Annotated in this window: 19 protein-coding genes; 10 read left to right on the forward strand and 9 right to left on the reverse strand. The window is 41.6% G+C overall.

The annotated features are described in order from the left end of the window. Positions 1-14: 14 nt before the first annotated feature. The 7 genes from ACWPOD_RS12325 to ACWPOD_RS12355 are packed head-to-tail and all read left to right on the forward strand — an operon-like array spanning position 15 to position 7,091. Positions 15-1,205, forward strand: a complete 1,191-nt coding sequence (locus tag ACWPOD_RS12325; protein WP_006742518.1) for a UDP-N-acetylglucosamine 4,6-dehydratase — start codon at positions 15-17, stop codon at positions 1,203-1,205. A gap of 12 nt (positions 1,206-1,217) precedes the next feature. Beyond that, positions 1,218-2,369, forward strand: coding sequence for a LegC family aminotransferase (locus ACWPOD_RS12330; RefSeq protein WP_104971160.1), 1,152 nt, complete (start codon positions 1,218-1,220; stop codon positions 2,367-2,369). 13 nt (positions 2,370-2,382) lie between these two features. Beyond that, positions 2,383-3,561, forward strand: coding sequence for a UDP-N-acetylglucosamine 2-epimerase (gene neuC / locus ACWPOD_RS12335; RefSeq protein ID WP_167427007.1), 1,179 nt, complete (start codon positions 2,383-2,385; stop codon positions 3,559-3,561). 40 nt (positions 3,562-3,601) lie between these two features. Continuing rightward, the gene (gene neuB / locus ACWPOD_RS12340; RefSeq protein ID WP_167427006.1) at positions 3,602-4,675 is read left to right on the forward strand and encodes an N-acetylneuraminate synthase; all 1,074 of its coding nucleotides are present in this window, start codon (positions 3,602-3,604) and stop codon (positions 4,673-4,675) included. Next, the gene (locus ACWPOD_RS12345; protein WP_167427005.1) at positions 4,668-5,321 is read left to right on the forward strand and encodes an acetyltransferase; all 654 of its coding nucleotides are present in this window, start codon (positions 4,668-4,670) and stop codon (positions 5,319-5,321) included. Before neuB ends, ACWPOD_RS12345 begins: the two co-directional genes overlap by 8 nt. A 19-nt stretch (positions 5,322-5,340) precedes the next feature. After that, positions 5,341-6,399, forward strand: coding sequence for a nucleotidyltransferase family protein (locus ACWPOD_RS12350; RefSeq protein WP_017449102.1), 1,059 nt, complete (start codon positions 5,341-5,343; stop codon positions 6,397-6,399). Next, positions 6,399-7,091, forward strand: a complete 693-nt coding sequence (locus ACWPOD_RS12355; protein WP_006742512.1) for an acylneuraminate cytidylyltransferase family protein — start codon at positions 6,399-6,401, stop codon at positions 7,089-7,091. Before ACWPOD_RS12350 ends, ACWPOD_RS12355 begins: the two co-directional genes overlap by 1 nt. Positions 7,092-7,142: 51 nt before the next feature. Here ACWPOD_RS12355 and ACWPOD_RS12360 read toward each other — a convergent pair whose 3' ends face one another. The 9 genes from ACWPOD_RS12360 to ACWPOD_RS12400 all read right to left on the reverse strand — a co-directional run bounded on the left by ACWPOD_RS12360 (position 7,143) and on the right by ACWPOD_RS12400 (position 16,513). Further along, complete coding sequence (locus ACWPOD_RS12360) at positions 7,143-8,075, reverse strand: glycosyltransferase family 52 (protein ID WP_167427004.1); 933 nt, start codon at positions 8,073-8,075, stop codon at positions 7,143-7,145. Then, complete coding sequence (gene waaA, locus ACWPOD_RS12365) at positions 8,075-9,340, reverse strand: lipid IV(A) 3-deoxy-D-manno-octulosonic acid transferase (RefSeq protein ID WP_167427003.1); 1,266 nt, start codon at positions 9,338-9,340, stop codon at positions 8,075-8,077. The genes ACWPOD_RS12360 and waaA overlap by 1 nt, the downstream gene beginning before the upstream one ends. After that, positions 9,334-10,392 carry a lipopolysaccharide heptosyltransferase II gene (gene waaF, locus ACWPOD_RS12370; RefSeq protein WP_047732770.1) on the reverse strand — a complete coding sequence of 353 codons (1,059 nt, stop codon included), beginning with the start codon at positions 10,390-10,392 and terminating at the stop codon, positions 9,334-9,336. Before waaF ends, waaA begins: the two co-directional genes overlap by 7 nt. Continuing rightward, positions 10,389-11,378, reverse strand: a complete 990-nt coding sequence (lpxM, locus tag ACWPOD_RS12375; protein WP_167427002.1) for a lauroyl-Kdo(2)-lipid IV(A) myristoyltransferase — start codon at positions 11,376-11,378, stop codon at positions 10,389-10,391. The genes waaF and lpxM overlap by 4 nt, the downstream gene beginning before the upstream one ends. 127 nt (positions 11,379-11,505) lie before the next feature. Beyond that, positions 11,506-12,447, reverse strand: a complete 942-nt coding sequence (gene rfaD, locus ACWPOD_RS12380; RefSeq protein WP_048626024.1) for an ADP-glyceromanno-heptose 6-epimerase — start codon at positions 12,445-12,447, stop codon at positions 11,506-11,508. A gap of 148 nt (positions 12,448-12,595) precedes the next feature. Beyond that, positions 12,596-14,791 (reverse strand): YjbH domain-containing protein, encoded by a 2,196-nt coding sequence (locus ACWPOD_RS12385; RefSeq protein WP_167427001.1) that lies wholly within the window; start codon positions 14,789-14,791, stop codon positions 12,596-12,598. Beyond that, positions 14,791-15,546 (reverse strand): capsule biosynthesis GfcC family protein, encoded by a 756-nt coding sequence (locus ACWPOD_RS12390; protein WP_154204904.1) that lies wholly within the window; start codon positions 15,544-15,546, stop codon positions 14,791-14,793. The genes ACWPOD_RS12385 and ACWPOD_RS12390 overlap by 1 nt, the downstream gene beginning before the upstream one ends. Continuing rightward, entirely contained in the window at positions 15,543-16,223 is a 681-nt protein-coding gene (locus tag ACWPOD_RS12395; protein ID WP_456231920.1) for a YjbF family lipoprotein, read from the reverse strand. The genes ACWPOD_RS12390 and ACWPOD_RS12395 overlap by 4 nt, the downstream gene beginning before the upstream one ends. Before the next feature lie 68 nt (positions 16,224-16,291). After that, positions 16,292-16,513 (reverse strand): hypothetical protein, encoded by a 222-nt coding sequence (locus ACWPOD_RS12400; RefSeq protein WP_154204902.1) that lies wholly within the window; start codon positions 16,511-16,513, stop codon positions 16,292-16,294. A 302-nt stretch (positions 16,514-16,815) separates the two neighbouring features. Between ACWPOD_RS12400 and ACWPOD_RS12405 the strand changes: the two genes are divergently transcribed. The 3 genes from ACWPOD_RS12405 (at position 16,816) to ACWPOD_RS12415 (ending at position 20,330) form a co-directional block, all read left to right on the forward strand. Next, a complete protein-coding gene (locus ACWPOD_RS12405; protein ID WP_154204901.1) occupies positions 16,816-17,313 on the forward strand; it encodes a hypothetical protein in 498 nt (165 codons plus the stop codon). Between the two features lie 2 nt (positions 17,314-17,315). Then, positions 17,316-19,064 (forward strand): polysaccharide biosynthesis/export family protein, encoded by a 1,749-nt coding sequence (locus ACWPOD_RS12410; RefSeq protein WP_167426999.1) that lies wholly within the window; start codon positions 17,316-17,318, stop codon positions 19,062-19,064. Positions 19,065-19,223: 159 nt separating this feature from the next. After that, complete coding sequence (locus ACWPOD_RS12415; RefSeq protein ID WP_233059790.1) at positions 19,224-20,330, forward strand: capsular polysaccharide export protein, LipB/KpsS family; 1,107 nt, start codon at positions 19,224-19,226, stop codon at positions 20,328-20,330. The last annotated feature ends 5 nt before the right edge of the window (positions 20,331-20,335 follow it).

Here is a 20,335-nt window from a genome sequence, read left to right on the forward strand (position 1 = left end):
TTTCAAGGCTAAATATGAGCAATATTCTCTCTCTTATCGGTCGTACCGATGCTTTATTCACTCAAGACATCTCAAATCAAGAAGTTGAATTGTCAAAGATTGTCTCTGAATCTCGCTTTCTTGTCTTAGGTGGGGCGGGCTCTATTGGTCAAGCGGTCACGAAAGAGATTTTTAAACGTAACCCAAAGAAACTTCATGTTGTTGATATTAGTGAAAATAATATGGTTGAGTTGGTTCGTGATATTCGTAGCTCTTTTGGTTACATTGATGGCGATTTTCAAACATTCGCATTGGATATTGGTTCCATTGAGTACGATGCGTTTATCAAATCGGATGGGCAGTTTGACTACGTGCTGAACTTGTCAGCGCTGAAACACGTGCGCAGTGAAAAAGATCCTTTCACACTTATGCGTATGATCGACGTGAATGTATTCAATACAGATAAGACCATCCAGCAATCAATAGAATCTGGAGCGAAGAAATATTTCTGTGTATCGACAGACAAAGCGGCAAATCCAGTCAATATGATGGGAGCGTCTAAGCGCATTATGGAGATGTTCTTGATGCGTAGAAGTAAGCAAATGTCGATTTCAACCGCTCGCTTTGCCAATGTCGCATTTTCTGACGGCTCTTTACTGCACGGCTTCAATCAACGTATTCAAAAGCGTCAACCTATTGTTGCTCCTAATGACATAAAGCGCTATTTCGTAACGCCACAAGAGTCGGGTGAGCTCTGCCTGATGTCTTGTATTTTTGGTGAAAACCGAGACATCTTTTTCCCTAAATTGAGTGAAGCGCTTCACTTAATTTCATTTGCTGATATTGCAGTGAAATATCTAGAGCAATTGGGTTATGAACCATATCTCTGTAGCAGTGAAGATGAGGCTCGTGAACTGGCGAAAACTTTACCTGAGCAAGGTAAATGGCCTTGCTTGTTTACAGAAAGTGATACTACGGGTGAGAAAGATTTTGAGGAGTTCTTCACGGATAAAGAAGTCCTTGATATGGAACGCTTTGAAAACTTAGGCATCATCAAAAATGAACCTCTTTTCGAACAAGCTCTTTTGACTTTGTTCGAGCAAAGCATTGCTGAGATGAAAGATAAACGTGAGTGGAGCAAGGAGCAAATTGTAGAATTGTTCTTTACCATGATTCCCGACTTTGGCCACAAAGAAACGGGAAAATACCTAGACAGCAAGATGTAAGCGGAGCGAATGATGAATCCAACATCGATTGTTGAATTTGTGCAAGATACGTATAAAACCGAAGACTTTATTCCATTACACGCGCCAGCTTTCCAAGGCAATGAAAAAGCGTATGTGATGGAGACTATTGACAGTACTTTTGTATCAAGCGTCGGTAAGTTTGTTGATCAATTCGAACAGAAAATAGAGCAATACACTGGCAGTGAAAAAGCGGTAGCAACTGTTAATGGTACTGCTGCATTGCATGCTGCGCTGTATATGGCAGGTGTGCAACGTGGTGATTTGGTGATCACTCAGGCCCTCACTTTTGTGGCTACCTGCAATGCCCTTTATCATATGGGGGCCGAGCCTATTTTTGTTGATGTTTCAAAAGTTAGCCTTGGTTTGTGCCCTAAAGCGGTTGATGCTTACTTAATGGAACACGCAAAGCTTACAGAGGAAGGGTGTTTTCATCAAACAACGGGTCAACGCATTAGGGCTGTTGTGCCCATGCATACGTTTGGTCATCCCGTTGAGTTAGATGAATTGATTGCGATTTGTCACAAGTGGCAGCTTAATTTGGTTGAAGATGCGGCAGAAAGCTTAGGATCTTTTTATAAAGGTCAACACACTGGAACGATTGGTGATTTTGGTGCGGTTAGCTTTAATGGCAATAAGATTATTACGACAGGTGGTGGTGGTATAGTGTTGTGTAAGACCAAAGAGTTAGGCCAACACACTAAGCATGTGACTACGACCGCGAAAGTGCCTCATCCTTATGAGTTTTATCACGATGAACCTGGGTTTAACTATCGTATGCCAAATCTAAATGCTGCACTTGGCTGTGCGCAGATGGAAGTGATAGAAACGTACTTGGCACAAAAGCGTGAGTTAGCAAAGCAGTATCAAGCTTTCTTCTCTAGTAGTGATGTTCAGTTTGTGACTGAGCCTGAGTACGCACACTCAAACTACTGGCTCAATGCGATCATTTGTCCGGATATCGAATCACGAGAAGCGATATTACAAGAGACTAATGCCGCGGGCGTGATGACTCGTCCAATTTGGAAGTTGATGCATCGTTTGCCGATGTTTGAAAATGCACTGCGTGGTGATTTAAGTCACTCAGAGTTCATCGAGGCGCATTTAATTAACTTACCAAGCACTCCAGTTGCACTAAATCGTTAAGGCAAGATTAAACATGACACAGCAGCAAAAGAAAGTCGCCGTGTTTACCGGGACGAGAGCAGAATACGGGCTGCTTTACTGGCTTCTAAAGGATATTCAAGATGATCCTGAGTTGAAACTTCAGCTCTTGGTGTCTGGTATGCACCTTTCGCCAGAGTTTGGCGAAACTTATCATCAAATAGAGCAAGATGGCTTTGTCATTGATGAAAAAATTGAGATTCTACTTTCATCCGATTCGGCAGTTGGGACCGCGAAAAGTATGGGACTAGGAGTACTTGGCTTTGCTGATGCCCTTTCAAGACAGCAACCTGATGTATTGGTCATTTTAGGCGACCGATTTGAAGCTCTTGCCGCAGCACAAACGGCAATGATACTGCGTATCCCTATTGTTCACTTGCACGGTGGGGAGATCACTGAAGGAGCGTATGATGATGCAATACGCCATGCCATTACCAAATTAAGCTATTTGCATGCTACGTCCACAGAGGATTACAGGCAGCGTGTTATTCAGTTAGGTGAGTCGCCCGACCGAGTAAAAAATGTGGGTGCTATCGGTCTAGACCACCTAAAACGCGCAACGTTTATGACGGTAGATGAGCTTGCTAAGTCACTTGCCTTTAACCTAACTCAACCATTTTTTGTGGTTACATATCACCCAGTGACCTTAGGTGATGAGAAGCCTGAGGCAAGCTTTCAAGCGCTTTTAGGCGCATTAGATGAATTTCCCAATCATCAAGTAATCCTTACTTATCCGAATGCTGATGATGGAGGACGACGTATTATCCCTATTTTGGAACAATATGCTCAAGCTAACCCACAACGTGTATTAGCTATTCCATCTCTTGGGCAAGTACGTTACTTGAGTGCGGTAAAGCATGCAGCTGCTGTGATTGGTAATTCTTCGAGTGGGATTATCGAAGTGCCTGCTTTTGATGTACCTACCGTTAATATTGGTTCAAGACAAAAAGGGCGTTTGGCCGCCAAGAGTGTCCTAAATTGTAAGCCTAATCAGATAGATATTTCTGCTTCAATAAGTGCGGCTGTGCAGAGAGCTTACAAAAGCGATAGCAACGAGGTTGTCTTAAATCCTTATGGGCAAGGCGATACAAGCGGGCAGGTGATTGACATGATTAAGACTTTGCGTTTTGAGCCGAGTAAAGCCTTTTTCGACCTAGATTTTGATAATGTATAATTATCCCATTGTAGATTTAAAGACGATATAAAGAGACTCTATGACATTAATAATTGCTGAAGCTGGTGTAAATCACAATGGTGATGAGACGTTGGCATTTGAGCTAGTCAATGCGGCGCATAAAGCTGGTGCTGATATTGTTAAGTTTCAAACTTTTAAAGCTAAAAACTTAGTTACAGCTGAAGCAAAACAAGCTGAATATCAAGTAGCAAATACGCAAAAGCAAGAGTCTCAACTTGCGATGCTTAGTCGGTTAGAACTTTCTTATGATGTTCATCACCAACTAGTAGAGCATTGTCAGTCAATCGGTATTGAGTTTCTATCGACAGCTTTTGACTCTGAGAGTCTAGATTTCCTTGTTAACGATTTGAATCTCACCCGATTAAAAATACCGTCGGGCGAGATTACTAACGCCCCTCTAGTTTTAGAACATGCACGTACAGGTTGTGATCTCATTGTTTCTACAGGAATGGCTACACTCTCGGAAATAGAAGCTGTTTTGGGAGTGATTGCTTTTGGTTACACTGCTGATCAAAATGCCACGCCAAGTGAGCTAAATTTTCAAAAAGCTTATGCCTCTGAAGTGGGGCAAAAAGCCTTAAAAGCAAAAGTGACGCTACTGCATTGTACGACAGAATACCCTGCACCAATGGAAGAGATAAACCTTAAGGCTATGGATACTCTTGCAAACGCCTTTGAACTATCCGCTGGCTATTCTGACCATAGTGAAGGTATCACAATCCCAATTGCGGCTGTTGCTCGCGGAGCGGTACTAATAGAGAAACACTTTACTTTAGATAAGAATATGGAAGGGCCAGATCATAAAGCTTCGCTCGAGCCGAGCGAGTTGACTGCAATGGTTTCAGCTATTCGTCAGGTGGAAGTTGCGTTAGGTGTTGGAGTGAAAAGCCCAACGGTTTCTGAGGTAAAGAACAAAGCGGTAGCTAGGAAGAGCTTGATTGCAGCGACAAACATCGCTGTAGGTGAAGTTTTTACTCAGGATAACCTGACTATAAAACGCCCTGGCACGGGCCTTTCTCCTTATAAATTTTGGGAACTACTGGATAAGCCAGCCAGTAAGGCTTATCAAGCAGGAGATTTAATCTTTGAATAAAAAGAGCTTGAAGCCTCTCGTCATTATTGGTGGAGGTGGTCACGCTAGTGTACTAGTGGATGTACTTCTACAGCAGCAAAGAGAGATCTTGGCGGTTATTTGCCCGGATGAGCTGAGTGAACGCGGCATTTTTAACGAGCTACCCCATTTTCGCAAAGACGAAGATGTCTTTAGGTTTGATTGTAACGAAGTTTTGCTAGTCAATGGCATTGGTGCTCTCCCCAAATCGGGCTTAAGAAGCAAGCTAACTCAGTTTTATACAGCGAGTGGGTACCAGTTCGAAACCGTGATTGCCTCTTCTGCTCAAGTATCTCCTTTTGCGGAAGTTCATATGGGGGGGCAAATTCTTTCCAGTGCCATTATTCAAGCCGGAGCCAGAATTGGTCGCCATACAATAGTGAATACTGGCGTTATAGTTGAGCATGACTGTGATATTGGATCTTTTAACCATTTGGCCCCTCGTTCAACACTGTGTGGTCAAGTTCTGACTGGCGATAATGTTTATATTGGAGCTGGGGCTACGGTGATTCAAAACGTCCGAATAGATACAAACTCTATTGTAGGTGCTGGAGCGACAATCACTCAAAATGTGCCAATGGATACGATCTGTTACCCATATAGGGTAACAATGAAAAGTTTTAAATGATTTAGAAAATAGGTTAAGCATGAGTCATTGTTGGAAAAATGTTTTAATTAAGCCAACCAGTTCATTACTTGATGCGTTAGAAATTATAAACAATGAAGCGTTGAGAGTTGTGCTAGTTGTTGACGATAATGACCATCTTTTGGGGGTCGTTACGGATGGTGATATTCGTCGTGGGTTGCTTAAAAACTTGCCTTTGACTGCTGATGTAGCGCAAGTGATGAACACTAACCCATTGACGGCTAATATTAACACCCCTCGTGAAGAGTTAATTTCAGCAATGGAGAGCCGTAGCGTTCTTTCTATTCCATTGATAAAAAACGGAAAAGTGGTTGGTTTAGAAACTTTGCACGGTGCGCTACGCCAACCAACCTATCAAAATCCCGTTTTTCTCATGGCTGGTGGTTTCGGGACTCGGTTGAAACCTCTGACTGATACATGTCCTAAGCCAATGCTCAAAATTGGTGGTAAGCCTATTTTAGAAACGGTTATTCGAAGCTTCATTAAGGCTGGTTTTGTTAATTTCTATATTTCTACTCATTACATGCCGGAGCAGATTGAGCAGTATTTTGGTGATGGCTCTAAGCTCGGGGTAAATATCACCTACGTTTATGAAGAGTCTCCGTTAGGTACTGGCGGTGCTTTGGGTTTGCTACCTAAGGACTTACCAGCAGACCTGCCATTAATAATGATGAATGGCGATGTCTTAACGAAAGTTGATTTTCAGAGACTTCTGGAGTTCCATACAGAAAATCAAGCTGATGCAACGATGTGTGTCCGTGAATATGATTATCAGATCCCGTATGGTGTTATCAATGGCGATGGCAATAGAATTACCAGCATGGTAGAAAAACCAATCCAACGTTTTTTTGTTAATGCCGGAATATACGTTGTATCTCCGAGAGTCATCCAATCCGTACCGAAAAATCATCATATTGATATGCCGACTTTACTTGAGCAACATATGAATGAACGTGAAAATGTACTCATGTTTCCAATTCACGAGTACTGGCTTGACATTGGTAGAATGGATGATTTTAATCGCGCTCAAGCAGATATTCATACGTTAGGTGTACTGTAGTGATCGATGGTAAAAAAGTAATTGCGCTCATTCCTGCTCGTGGGGGTAGTAAGCGCTTGCCTAGAAAAAATGTGTTACCGCTAAACGGTAAACCTTTAATTGCTTGGTCTATTGATGCTGCGAATAATTGCCCATACATCGACAAAGTCTTGGTGAGTACTGATGATCAAGAAATCGCAGATATTGCATTACAATTCGGGGCTGAAGTTCCTGAATTGCGGCCGGAACATTTGGCTTCTGATACAGCGAAAACAGAAAGTGTGTTGATTTACACGCTTGAAAAGTTTGGTAAAGGTGATGAGATACTTGTCTTGTTACAACCGACATCCCCTTTACGCACCACTCAGCACATTAATGAAGCTCTGGAGTTGTTCATAGAAAAGCAAGCTTTGTCAGTGGTTTCTGTTACACCATGTGAGCACTCCCCGCTATGGTCGAACACGCTTCCGGAAGATGGTTCGATGGGGGGATTTTTGAGGCCAGAAGCACTTAATCGTTCACAAGACCTCGGAGAGTTTTACCGACTAAATGGAGCGATATACATTTTTGATGCCAGAGATCTGCTGGAACAAAAAAAAATTCATTATACCGCTAAGTCATACGCCTATGTCATGGATAACCGAGTCTCTTTTGATATCGATCAGAAGTTGGATTTTGAATTGGCTGAGTTTTTTATGGGCAAAACGAACTGATATATAATGCCTTGTTACAAGGCATTATATTACTTAATGGTTCAAATTTTCTTATTTCAGGTTTTTGTCTGTTTTCCATTGAGTAAGGAAATCGTGTAGATCCTGTGCAAGTAAATCAACTTGTATATTATCATTGACCTCTTTTAGGTTCAGTACAGAGGTTGAGTTCAAAGTATAAAGATGAATATTTTTATCATCTGGAGAAATAAGAACTTCAGCTGGTATAAATTTATCTAGAACCAAACAAGAAAAGTGCTTAGTATAATCTGTACATTCGCGAGGATGTGGCTTTATTACTGTAATGTTATATTTCTCAGCAATTTCTTTGTACAGCTCTATTTTTCCATCTTCCGTCACCAGATCGCTGATAGGTTGAGTAAATAAAATGTTTTTTCCACTAAGAGACTCGAAGCTGTGCGTTAGGATCATCTGCAAACTAAAATTTCTGGTGTAGTCCAACATATCAACAACATCGAAGACTTTTGTTTTGCTTTGTAATTGAGAGTCTACAAGTTCTGGTTTTGATAAATAGATGCTAGTTATTTTATTTCCATAGCCCAAAGGAGAGACAACTCTGCCTTTTAAAGCGCGTTTTACTCTTTTTTTGAATGGTATTGGGCCATTATAGTTTCCAGCACCATCTTCTAGAACTGAGCCATGAGATAAATCGAATAGAAACGCATAGGTTAGGTGATCGTGACCAAAAAACTTTTTCTTTTTAATTAGAGTTGTAATGTCATATTGTAGAAGTCCCATTTTGTAAAGAAAAGAGTCCCAATTTTTGTTGAGCTTAGTGTTAACAATGACTACGTTATCTAACTTACTATTCGCTAACAGAGCCTGGAAGTCAATATGGCTAACGAACAGTGTATTATGGCCCCCTTTATTAATATATAAGTATAAAAAAAGTGCGAAAATTGAGTTTACGTAACATACGTTCTCATAATTAGATTGAATTCTCTTATACGTAATGATGTTTTTCATTATTTTTTCTCAAAGATTATTGTTACTATTTTATTCACAACATTTGTATAATTAGCGATGAAATTTGCACTATGCAAACTTATAGAGTTTGTACTTAATGAAAAGTGATTATCTATCAAGTTACTGAGTTCGTTAACTTTTGTAATGATATTGCAGAACGAATGTTTTTTAAGAAGATTAACAATTTCTGTAAAATTGTAATAACTTGGTCCGGTGATTACAGGTACTCCCAGAGCTGCTGGCTCTAACACATTGTGTCCACCGACTTTATCTCCGATTAGACTGCCACCCATAAAGCAGATGTCTGCTGCACCCATCAAAGTTAGCATCTCACCCATAGTATCGCCGAGATATACTTGAGTATTTGTCTCTACTGCATGCGTTGACGTACGACGCACAGTGTTAAAGCCTTGCTGTTGGCAAAGCGTGAATACATCATCAAATCGCTCTGGATGGCGAGGAACCAAAACGAGTAAAGCATTTGGATGAGATTTTAAAACTTGTCTATGTGCATCTAATACCTGTTCGTCCTCGCCTTTGTGGGTGCTAGCGGCAATCCAAATCGGACGATCGTCTCCAAGCTGGGCTCGAAGCTGCTGTCCTTGCTGTTTCACTTGCTCTGATATTTGAATATCGAACTTAATAGAACCGGTAACGGATAGTTTCTTTTTCTCGACGCCTAAGCGTTCAAAGCGCTCGGCATCTGAAGCTGTTTGGCAGAGTACTTGAGTTAGGCATGGATGAAGTTGGTTAAAAAGCTGCTGTATTTTGGCGTAGTTCTTACACGATTTTTCAGATAGGCGCGCATTCACGACAGTTATAGGGATACCCGCTTTGTGAACATTGTGAAGCGTGTTTGGCCACAGCTCAGTCTCAATGATCAACATCTGTTTTGGTTGCACTGCTTTAAGAAAACCTTTGATAGCGAACCCAAAGTCAATTGGCATATAGCGGTGTTCAACTAAATCACCCAACTTAGCAATCTGTTCAGCTCCGGTACTTGTTGTTGTAGTAACTAGAATAGATTGTTCGGGGTTTTGTTCCTTAAGGGCTTTGATTAAAGGTGTTGCTGCTATGCTTTCACCAACAGATACGGCATGTATCCAAATAGGTTTGTCGTTGCTTTTTAGCTTGGGAGTTATGCCAAAGTGCTCTTTCCAGCGAGAGCCGAACTTAGGCTTATTTGGTTTGCTCTTGTACAAACCAAATAAAAGCAGCGGTGACGCTAGAGCGAGTAGTAAGGTATAAACAATACGAACTAACATGAGCTTATCGTAATGGCGTCAAGTTTTTGGATACTATCTAGCACTTGCTTAGGCGAAAGTTCTGTCAAGCACTTAAGGTGTTTGTATTGACATTCACGCTGGAAACAAGGGCGACAATCAATATCGGTATGAACAATCTCCACTTTTTCTGCGAGTGGGGGGGTGTACTTCGGTGAAGTTGAGCCATACACGGCAACAACATTACAACCAACCGCAGCAGCCACATGCATTAAGCCTGAGTCATTCGCGACAACAGTCTTGCATGCAGCAAGTAGATCGACCGCTTCAATTAAGCTGGTTTGGCCGGCTAGAACATGAATGTTCTCATGGAATTGCGTCGGGACAAGTGCGCGGATATTGTTACAAGTCTCTAAGTCTTTTTGAGAACCAAACAACCAGATTTGATGCCCAGATCGAGCCATTTGCGTCGCAACTTCAGCGTAGTGTGTTTCGGGCCATTTTTTGGCAGGACCAAACTCTGCTCCTGGGCACAGTCCAATGATTGGTTGGTCTTGCGTTAAGTTGAACTTTTTGAGCGTGGCTTGTTGCTCAGCCGCGTTGATTGCAAGGCGTGGGCGGGGCAAGATTTCAAGCCCGCCAAGGGAGTTGGAGTCCACCATCTCTGCTTTTGGATAAGCTAATGCTACATAGCGTTCTACCATGTATTGAAAAGACTTCATGTTGGGGCGTAAGTCATTCAATAAACCATAGCGCATTTCTCCCTTCCAGCCAGTACGAAGAGGAATGTTGGCAAACCATGGAATCAGTGCTGATTTCGCTGATTTAGGCAAGATATAGGCGTGGTCATATTGCTTTTCACGTAATGATTTACCAATTTCCCTGCGGCCTAATAAGTTAAATTCACCATGACCGATAGGCATTTCAATCGCTTGGTGGATTTCTGGCATACGCTCAAGAATCGGTTTACACCATCCTGGAGCGATAACTTCAATTTGGCTATCTGGATGACGTTGCTTTAATACGATATATAACGATTGCGACATTACCATATCGCCGACCCACGCAGGGCCAATAATTAAAATCTTTTTCATTTATTTACTTGCCAATCAGTATCATATCTAGGCTTAAAGATATTGTAATAGTTATTGCCGTCTTCTTGAGAGTGCAGCAACTGCAGTACCCACATATATTGTTCGGGTTTATCACCGACAAAATATTCAATGGCTTCATTACAGGTACGAGCGTCTTGCTCTTCGCCTTTGTCTAAGTCAAATGCAGGCAAAATTTCGATATCGAATGTTCCATCTTCGGTGTTCATTGAAGCGAACAGAGGTAATACTTTGGAACGTGATAGTTTAGCAATTTTACCCAATCCAGGGAGCGTTGCTTTACGTGTGGCGAAAAAGTCGACAAACACACTATGTTCTGGGCCGTGATCTTGATCGGGTAGATAATACCCTACATAGCCATCTCGAATGGATTTCAGAAAAGGCTTAATGCCACCTGAGCGTTCATAAACACGACCACCGTATTGAACTCTTTGCTTGTGCATCAGCCAGTCAGCAACATCATTCTTTTGTTTCTTCGCCATTGCAGAAACTGGCATTCCCATTGAAGCGAGCAAGATAGCAGGCACATCAATTGCCCAAGAGTGGGGAACCATTAAAATCACATTTTCGTTGTTATCAATGTGCTGTCGTAAAATGTCTAGGCCGCGAATTTGGCAACGGCTCTGAAGCCATTTTGGTGAGCGTAAACTTAGTAACCCGAAGCGAAAAAAGAATATGGCTGCTGTGTAGAGTGTTTTTTCTATTAAAGCTTCACGTTCTTGGAACGACTTTTCCGGAAAACACAGCTCAAAGTTAACCCTCGCTCGGTGAGCAGGGCCTTTGTGGGATTTAGATAGTTTTTTGGCTATGGTTTTCGCCAACCACTTTTGTAAACTTAGTGGCATTAATGATAAAGGTAAAAATAAGATAACACCTAACCACGTGCCCCAGTACTTAGGCGACAGGAAGTGGCGCTTAAACTCAGGGTTATATGCTTTAGGGTCGAAGTCATCACGTTTTATGGTCATGGCGTGTCTAGTTACCTATTCGTGTACTGGCGAAGTGGTTTAAATGAGAAAAAAGATATTAAGGAATGATACAGGCTATTGCACTTGAGTAAAGGTGGCAGGTTATGGTTCTGCCACCTTGTGGTGCTTAACGGTTTTGGATAGTTAAGTATTCGGCAACGCCTTCTGCAACCGTCTTGAACTCAACATCACAGCCTGCGGCGCGCAGTTTGGTCAGATCGGCTTGTGTGAATTCTTGGTAAGCGCCTTTTAGGTGCTCAGGGAATGGGATGGTTTCAATTTGGCCTTTGCCATGATGTTTGATAACTGCTTTTGCTACCTCTTCAAAAGATTCAGCACGGCCAGTACCACAGTTAAAAATGCCTGATACGCCGTTTTCTAAGAACCACAGGTTTACTTTACAGACATCACCAACGTAAACGAAGTCGCGTTTGAATGATTCGCTGCCCGCGAACAATTTAGGATTTTCACCTGCGTTAAGTTGGTTGTTTAGGTGGAACGCAACTGATGCCATGCTACCTTTGTGGTCTTCACGTGGGCCATATACGTTGAAGTAGCGGAAGCCGGTGATTTGAGAAAGGGTCTCACCATGTTCTTCAGCGTCTTGCCATAGGCGACGAACGTAGTTATCAAACTGCTGTTTCGAGTAACCGTATACATTCAGTGCGCCTTCGTATTCGCGTTCTTCAACGAAAGTATCTGTATCGCCGTAAGTGGCTGCTGAAGAAGCGTATAGGAATGGAATCTCGCGATCTAAACAGTAATGAAGCAGCTCTTTAGAGTACTCGTAGTTGTTTAGCATCATGTACTTACCGTCCCACTCAGTCGTTGCAGAACAAGCACCTTCGTGGAAAATTGCCTCAATCGGACCAAAATCATCGCCCGCCATAATTTGGGTCAGAAAGTCGTCACGATCCATGTAATCTGTGATGTCCAGATCAACTAAGTTCTTAAACTTTTTGCCATTTTTTAGGTTGTCGACAACCAGGATATCGTTAATACCAGCTTCGTTTAGTGCTTTAACAATGTTGCTGCCGATCATGCCAGCGCCACCAGTTACGATGATCATAGAACTTCCACCATAGATTAAAATTTTCTCAGGAATTCTAGCAAGAAACGAAAAGTAGCGCTATTGGAAGCAGGAAGATAGGTTTTAGTCTTCTATGACTCAGTATCTATATATGAAAAAGGGAGCCGCAGCTCCCTTGATTATTTTATTATTCCACATCCGAACGGTTAGGTCTTTGGTACCAAGGATTTCGTTCGTCGGTTAACTCAATTAAGCTGTATTTGCGGCCGAGCTTCTGCCCTCCGTCACGAGTAAGAGGCTGCCAACTAAAGTTCGCACGATTGTTACTTGGCTTAACGGTCATGATGTCAAACGGAATCGACAAGTAGAAACCTTTAGTAAAGCTACCTTCACCAAATTCATCCGCAGACAAGTCTGTAAATGAGGCAAAGGCGCCAGCAATTACGCCACTCTTGAACTGCTTAGAAACATTGATTTGTGTACCAACATCGCCAGCTAGGAACTGACCAACATCGACTTGGATCATCAAATCTTGCAGGAATTCCCATTGAGGGTAGTAGTAACCAGATACAAAACCAGTGAATCCTTTATCAATAACTTGGAACGGACGTCCATATTCTGGCACGTTTTGCCATTTCTCATCGTAAACACCGAAGTAACTTTGTGGATCACGTTGAGAAATTAAGTTGACGTCAGCGCCAATCGCCCAGTTAGCTCCTTGTGGTCGGTAAAGAAACTCGGTACCGACTCCGGCAAACATGCTCTCCAGATAGCCAGCGTAGAATTGCTGGTCCATCGTATTGGAATACTCTTGGAACCAAGTCAATTGTAGGTTTGACATGGTTACAGTATGTTCATTTTGGTAAGCGCGGAACATGGTGCGAACACGAGGAACGGTAGTACCATCAGGTGGAGTGACATAGTTAAACTTATCGTAGTTGTTATACCAATCCCAGTATAAGGAGCCGCCAATTTCAAGGTTATCCGTCAGCCAGTATGAGGCATTACCGCTTAGTCCTACACTAAAGAGGTAGAAGTCTTCTGCGTTACCGAGAGTTTGAACAAGCTTCGGTGCAAAGCCCCAATCAAAACGCTCAAAACCATCATAGACAGATTCTCCACTTGGCTTATTGCTAGCTTTTGCGGTTGCATCTTCTATTTTAGGGTTGATGTAATTAACTTGGGCAAAGTCGCGATATTTCTCCTTGGAAATAATCGTTTGTTCGCCGACTAAGCCTCGGCTACGTTCATTGATCGCATAGGTATCAATATCTTCAGGCATTTCATTATGAAGTACAGCCGCCGCTTTTTCATGTGCCTCTGTACGGTCACGATATTTCTTCTGTTCACCAACGACAGTTACGGTGTTGTCATCAACATAAATGCGCGTGTTTTGGTAACCCGCAATTTTGTCTAAATCTTCCGTTACACGTTCCCAGTCAACATTAGACAGTTCTTCTGGTTGGTTATCTTCGACTTCTGGCGTAGGCTCATCTCGCCAGAATGATGGCATGTCATTGAAGTTAGTGTTGAGCGTTAAACCTGCAACCAAAGTGTCTCCGCGTTCATAACTTAAACGAAAATCGGCCATTCCGATACGGTACAGTATACCAACGTTCCACGGAGTATGTGGTGTCATGTCCACGCCACCTTTTACCACAGGGAAGTCTTCGCTGTAATCATTGCTATCGTATTCGAGTTTAAAGCGTAATGGTGCATGTAAGGTCTGATATTCAACACCACCAAACAATGCAGTTGGTCCTTTAAATGCTCTATCAAAGTTAGTTGTGCCACCTGTATCTAAATAGTCAGAGGGGCGTTCACAAAATCGATCTGACAATTTACAAGTCGGGTTAGAGATGTTGTCACGAGTGCCTAGCGACCCCCAACCAATACCAAAAGTAAAATCAAAGGTCCCTAGCTCAGAGTTGGAATACCGCTTCGTAGCTGCGATGTATTCTCCATCGAATAAGCCGGTACCAGCAAAGTCTCGAACACCCAGTGATAGCTCAGGAATATACTGAGATTCTTTTAGCAATCGAATTTTAAAGTCAATACCTTTATCGGTATAGTTTGTATCTCCCGAGAAACTAGGATCCTTACTATAAAGCAAATCTCGCACCGAAGTATAACGAATGGTTGTTTCTAACCAAGGCATTAGTTGCAGAGTAACGTTGTAAAAAAGGTACTCATCACTACCGGTAACAGAAAAGTTGAATTCCCCTTCAGGAGCCATACGTCCTGTTGGCATCTGCATCAAGCCAACACCACCAAAATCAGATTGAGAAGGCTGTAACGAGGGAGCCTCAAAGGGTACTTCTTGAGCCCAAACCAATGCTGGGCCCATTAAAGAAAGGGTTAAGCTTTTTCTAATTGGTATCATTACGGTCTCTTTGTAGCATTTGGTATCAGTTGAGTGAGTAGGCGGATTATATCTTGATCCATGTCAGACCGTTCAAGATCACCAAACGGTACATATACCAAGGTCAGAGGTGGTAGGTAATATTGTGTTGTTAACCAAGCTCCGTGATGTGGCTTAACTACGTGACCATCTGGGTAGATCAACACTGGTGGTGTTGATAATGCACCAATGTTACTTTTCAAATTCTCTATTTGCTTCTGCAAAGGGATGCCTGCTTGCCCTTTAATAGAATACACGCTATTCAAGTTTCCCAAGAAATACACTTTTTCTTCGCGCAGAGGGCTTGCGAGTAGGAGATTGCCGCGCAACAGTGGGTTGTCGAATTTATTTAGTCGAATTTTATCAACATCGATCGCAGACAGTAAGCGTGGTGCAAAGCTTTGCTTCTGAATGAATTTATAGAATGGATGTGCAACCAAATTATGTTGAATCATTTGATTGAGTACTGTGCTCTTTAAAGCGGTAGAGTTTTTTTCGGCGCGTTCCGATTTGTCAAACAAAGTGGTACCAAGAGAGTATTGCAGAGACACGCTTTGCTCCTTAGCAAGTGCTAACAGGCTTTCTAAACGAGTCGGCTCTTGGAATTGTAGCTGTTTGCCTACTCCTAGCAATTCAACATTTAATGGTTGCATAGCAGAGGTTTCTGTTTGAGCGAAGCTAGGCATACTCAAAAGCGGCATGACCAAACCGAGTAATGTTAGTAGTTGCTTGCTCATGATTTGCTATATCCCTTCAAAATGGTTAACTCAACCGGAATCATATTTGGTCCTAAGTATTGTAAGGTTTTGATAACCTGACCTTGCTCGTTTACCCAATAGTAGTTTTCGACTGATTGAGAAAGGCTGCTAAACTCAACAACTTCTTTATATACGTCGGTCATCGTGTCGGATATAGGGGTTGTTAACGTTTTTTGGCCTGAGTAAGAACGAGTCACACTTGCTGGAAAGCCATAACGATATTGTGTCGCCCAGTCGTATGAGAGTGCGTAGTTGACAGAGGCTGAATCAGAAGAAAAATCTGGCACATCACCATAAACACCCGCTAAGTCCCCATTCTGTAGACCTATCGTTTTGACGATATGCCCATTCTCCGTAACGATCATAGCTTTGTCAGCACTTACCCATTTTAGTTGTGTTTTTCCATTGAGAGGATTTCGCTCTGCAAAAGCTAAAACAACAAATACCTGTTTTTGATTCCCAAGTTTTAAATAGGCACTGGCATAAGGAATGGCATTTATTTCTTCAGGGGTCATCTCTACATCGATGTAGTTACCGTACGCTTCTTGAACGGTTGCTGAAACATCATTGAACTTTTGTGTACAACCAAAGAGTAAGGCGAATAGCGGAAGAGTGAGAAGTGGGCGTATCCATTTAGACGTTCGGAAGATATTCATTATTCCCTCTTACAAATAAAATCGCCCTGAGTCATTCAGGGCGATTATCTTCTATCTACAAAGCGAAATTAGTTAGTAGAAGTAGAAGTAGAAGTAGATGTTGAAGTAGATGTTGAATCGCTATCTGACGCTGCAACTGCCACTACAGTTACTGCTGCAGCTGCACCTACTGCTACGGCTGTTGTACCTGTTGCAGATGCAGACGCTGCGCCTGCTGAACCTGCTTCTTCTGCTGCAAATACAGTTGATGCGCTTAGAGCCATAAGAATAGCTAGAGCTGTATTCTTCATTATTAATCCTTGTGTTAACTAGTTTTAAAACATCGATGTTTGAAACTCTATTTAGAGTTCCAATTCATATTCTAGTTAAAAGTTGGGCAGACTGTAAATAGTTTCTTATAAAAGGTTTTTTTTGTTGTATTTATGAAACTGTTGGTTTTTTTACCAAACAATTGCGTGCAGCTAATTAATTGGAAAATTGCGAATATGCTCCATTGAGTATACTCTTCCGCGGGTGTGGACTTGCCTCAAAGGAGAGTTATCTTGTACCCTAGTACGCACTTCAAAGGGGGCATTCACTGTGGGAGAAGCTGATGAGCAAGTCCAGAGTACACCGAGTGCTCAAAGCATCTTATTTGCCAAAATACATACGTGTTATGGATAACGTGTTTAACCATAGGGCGGTAGCGTGCGTAAAAATGACAAAACATCTATTTTTCAGACATAAACATCTCTTCATTTCTCTAGTGTCCATTACAGTGCTGAGTGCATGTGCGAGTAAACCTCGCCACGTTAAGGCAGATCTTCCACTTGTTACGCAAGAGTCATCTTCGATAGAAATGATGGAGGAAGTTCCAGAACAGTATTGGGGATATTTGAACAGACCTGAACTGGTGTCTATATCGCATCCAAATTATCATGTTGCTGTTGGGCCGATTTATTTCTCTGCACTGGGCCTATACTGTCGAGAAGTGAACATTGACTCCACTTCTAATGTAGTGTGCTCGATAAAGTCAGATAAAAACAATACCCCAAATACTTGGTATTGGGTCAATGGGCTTGTTAAAGATAAACTAGAGAAAAAGCTTTAAAAATGATGAAGATGACAAATAAAGCACCTCAATGGCTAGTTGCAATTACAAGCTTTGCTTGTATCAATTCAGCTTTCGCGCTTGATAGTAACAATTTAAACCTCAATGCAGCTAATCCTACGTTTTCTTCCTCTGGAACTTTAAACCAATCTCAGACGCCACCCAACGAGAAACTCTCTGCTGGTTCATTTAATAAAGAGAACAGAAATAATCTTCTTTTGCCAGGTGAGGTGGATGTTAGACAATTACTCCCTTCCTCTGGAGAAGAACTACCACCTCCTTATGCAGCAAATATTTTTGCTGGTGGTTATGAGACTGAAAGAGCTGATGGTTTGAATGATAATTATCTCGTTGCGGCTGGGGATAAGATTAACATCTGGCTGTGGGGAGCTGTAAATTACTCTAATGTTGCTACGGTGGACAATCAAGGAAATATCTTTATACCAGAAGTTGGCCCGATTCATGTCCTTGGAACAAAAGCTAGCCAAATCAACGAGCTTGTGACAAAAAAAATTAAACACGTTTATACCACTAACGTAAACGTGTATGTGAATTTACTTACTGCGACGCCAGTTAGTGTTTTTCTAAGTGGGCCAGTCATTAGACCAGGGCAATACGCTGGAATGGCCTCTGATTCAATACTTTATTTTCTTAAACGTGCTGGCGGTATTGACTCTGAACGTGGCAGTTATCGAGAAATTCAAGTTCTACGAAATGGTAAAATCATAATCAATGTTGATCTCTATGATTTTATGCAATCTGGAGTTATGCCACAAGTTAGCTTTAAAGATGGTGATGTTATCTTGGTTACACCACAGAAAGCTGCTATCACAGTATCCGGAGGGGCTCGCAATCCCTTTCGCTTTGAACTGGAAAATTCTAGTGAATTAGGAGAAAAGTTAGCGGCTTATGCAAAGCCGCTCGCAAAAGTTTCGCATGTTGGAGTTGTTGGGAATCGAATAGATGGGCCATTCTCACGTTATATGACTTACCAAGATTTCCTGAGGTTTGAATTACGAGACGGGGATAAAGTTATCTTCAATGATGATTTACACGCTCAAGTCATAGATGTTCAGGTTTCTGGGAGCTACTTAGGACCATCTTACTTTGCTGTTACAAAAGGCACTAAGTTACATGATTTGCTGAATAATATTCCTATTGATCCCATGCTTGCAGATTACCAATCTATTTATATATTGAGAGATAGCGTTGCGAAAAAGCAAAAAGAAATGATTGATGAGTCTCTTAATCGGCTAGAAAGAAGTATTTTTACTGCACCAGCGTCTTCAGATGGAGAAGCTGTAATCAGAGCAAAAGAAGCAGAAATGGTACTTCAGTTTACTGAACGAGCTCGTAAAGTTCAGCCGCTAGGGAAAGTCATCGTTTCTGAACATGGTCTTGTAGCTAATATATTATTAGAACAAGGTGACCAAATTGTCATTCCAAACAAAACAGATCTAATTCAAGTGGGGGGTGAGGTTTTGATGCCACAAGCGCTCGTTTATAACCCTAATGCCACTATCGACGACTACATTGCTTGGGCCGGTGGTTTCACTGATAGGGCCGAGGATCAGCGTATAGCAGTTGTGCGAGCAAACGGCCTGGTTGAATTTGATAGTGGGAAACCCATACAAAAAGGTGATCAAATCTTAGTTTTACCTAAAGTTGACACTAAAACAATGCAGGCAGTTAAAGATATTACGCAAATCATTTACCAAATTGCTGTAGCAGCAAATGTAGCGATAAACTAACCTATGAAAACTGATCATATAGTGTTATCGCTAGATCCAATGTACTCGCCACTACACGAGAAAATAGCGGGGATATTGGGAAAGAAAAGGTATGCAGTTACTTCCTGTTTATCAAAAAAAATCTATCTACCTACTTTCAAGCAGTTTCTAGCAGTTAATATGATCGCAGCAGTGAGTAAGGAGCAAGCGCAGCCTTACCAAGAAAAAATATCTTTACTTCGAACATACCATCATGCTTATGTTCAAAAAGTAGAAGATCGGACTCTTTGCAATGATGAGTTGAACTATATGGCCAGGTTTTATGTTGCGCTTAAAGAGTTTGTTATAGAAAAAGATATCAATCTCGTTCTACTGCATAATGATGCAAGGTGGTATCACGCTGTGGCAATTGATATATGCAAGGAGTTGGGTATAAATTATTTGGTTACAGAGCAGGGGCTTATTCGACCATTTACAACTGTTATCGATCCCCAAGGTGTTAATGCCAACAGCAAGATAGATTTTAAAATATTTAGTAATGAGGTTCAGCACACCCCAAAAGAGCAGGGGAGTTTTATACCAAAAGATACTCATGACTCAATAAAGTCGATGTTTTTTTTCTTTATTTTTTTATTGGGTTTTGCTTTTGAACGTATAAACAAGAACCGAACAGTTATCCGCTATATGCATAATAGCTATAGTTTGAAAAAGTATTTCAAACGTATTGCGAACAAACTGATTAAGAGAAAAAAGGGAACATTAGTACCTTCATTAAGTTCTCATGGTTCCATTCTACTACTACTCCAGTTGGAAAATGACTCACAGTTTCTACTGCACAGTCCTTTCAAGTCTAATCAGGAAGTTATCAACTTGGTCGCAGGTTTGGCAAAGTCGGCAAAAGTGAAGTTAGCAATTAAGCGTCATCCGTTGGACGACAAAGAGTATCAACTTGATGACAATACCTACTATGTTAATGGGAAAATAGCAGAGCTGGCAGATTCTGCTGAATTTGTATTTACCATTAATTCCAGTGCTAGTATTGACGTATTAAAAACCGCCGCCCCTTTGATACTAATGGGTGAGTCGATTTATGCCCATAAAGGTGTGGCTGTAGAGTTTGACTTTCATCATCCATATCAGCAGATGACACAAGCGAGAGCAGAGGTCGATTTCGTTGCTAGACAACGGTTTATCAATTATCTGCATAACGAATATTTGGTTCAGGGGGCTGGTTATTCGTTTTGTTCTCAGCATCTTAGGCGAAAATTAGAGCAGATTTTAGATTAAAGACG

Source organism: Vibrio sp. JZG120 (assembly GCF_053890955.1).

What these genes read in the sequence shown, in the direction of transcription:
- neuC (WP_167427007.1), top strand. Translation starts at nt 2,383, where the DNA reads ATGACACAGCAGCAAAAGAAAGTCGCCGTGTTTACCGGGACGAGAGCA.
- ACWPOD_RS12415 (WP_233059790.1), top strand. Translation starts at nt 19,224, where the DNA reads ATGATCGCAGCAGTGAGTAAGGAGCAAGCGCAGCCTTACCAAGAAAAA.
- waaA (WP_167427003.1), bottom strand. Translation starts at nt 9,340, where the DNA reads ATGTTAGTTCGTATTGTTTATACCTTACTACTCGCTCTAGCGTCACCG.
- ACWPOD_RS12330 (WP_104971160.1), top strand. Translation starts at nt 1,218, where the DNA reads ATGAATCCAACATCGATTGTTGAATTTGTGCAAGATACGTATAAAACC.
- rfaD (WP_048626024.1), bottom strand. Translation starts at nt 12,447, where the DNA reads ATGATCATCGTAACTGGTGGCGCTGGCATGATCGGCAGCAACATTGTT.
- neuB (WP_167427006.1), top strand. Translation starts at nt 3,602, where the DNA reads ATGACATTAATAATTGCTGAAGCTGGTGTAAATCACAATGGTGATGAG.
- ACWPOD_RS12385 (WP_167427001.1), bottom strand. Translation starts at nt 14,791, where the DNA reads ATGATACCAATTAGAAAAAGCTTAACCCTTTCTTTAATGGGCCCAGCA.
- ACWPOD_RS12325 (WP_006742518.1), top strand. Translation starts at nt 15, where the DNA reads ATGAGCAATATTCTCTCTCTTATCGGTCGTACCGATGCTTTATTCACT.
- waaF (WP_047732770.1), bottom strand. Translation starts at nt 10,392, where the DNA reads ATGAAAAAGATTTTAATTATTGGCCCTGCGTGGGTCGGCGATATGGTA.
- lpxM (WP_167427002.1), bottom strand. Translation starts at nt 11,378, where the DNA reads ATGACCATAAAACGTGATGACTTCGACCCTAAAGCATATAACCCTGAG.
- ACWPOD_RS12395 (WP_456231920.1), bottom strand. Translation starts at nt 16,223, where the DNA reads ATGAATATCTTCCGAACGTCTAAATGGATACGCCCACTTCTCACTCTT.
- ACWPOD_RS12360 (WP_167427004.1), bottom strand. Translation starts at nt 8,075, where the DNA reads ATGAAAAACATCATTACGTATAAGAGAATTCAATCTAATTATGAGAAC.
- ACWPOD_RS12405 (WP_154204901.1), top strand. Translation starts at nt 16,816, where the DNA reads ATGAGCAAGTCCAGAGTACACCGAGTGCTCAAAGCATCTTATTTGCCA.
- ACWPOD_RS12410 (WP_167426999.1), top strand. Translation starts at nt 17,316, where the DNA reads ATGATGAAGATGACAAATAAAGCACCTCAATGGCTAGTTGCAATTACA.
- ACWPOD_RS12390 (WP_154204904.1), bottom strand. Translation starts at nt 15,546, where the DNA reads ATGAGCAAGCAACTACTAACATTACTCGGTTTGGTCATGCCGCTTTTG.
- ACWPOD_RS12400 (WP_154204902.1), bottom strand. Translation starts at nt 16,513, where the DNA reads ATGAAGAATACAGCTCTAGCTATTCTTATGGCTCTAAGCGCATCAACT.
- ACWPOD_RS12350 (WP_017449102.1), top strand. Translation starts at nt 5,341, where the DNA reads ATGAGTCATTGTTGGAAAAATGTTTTAATTAAGCCAACCAGTTCATTA.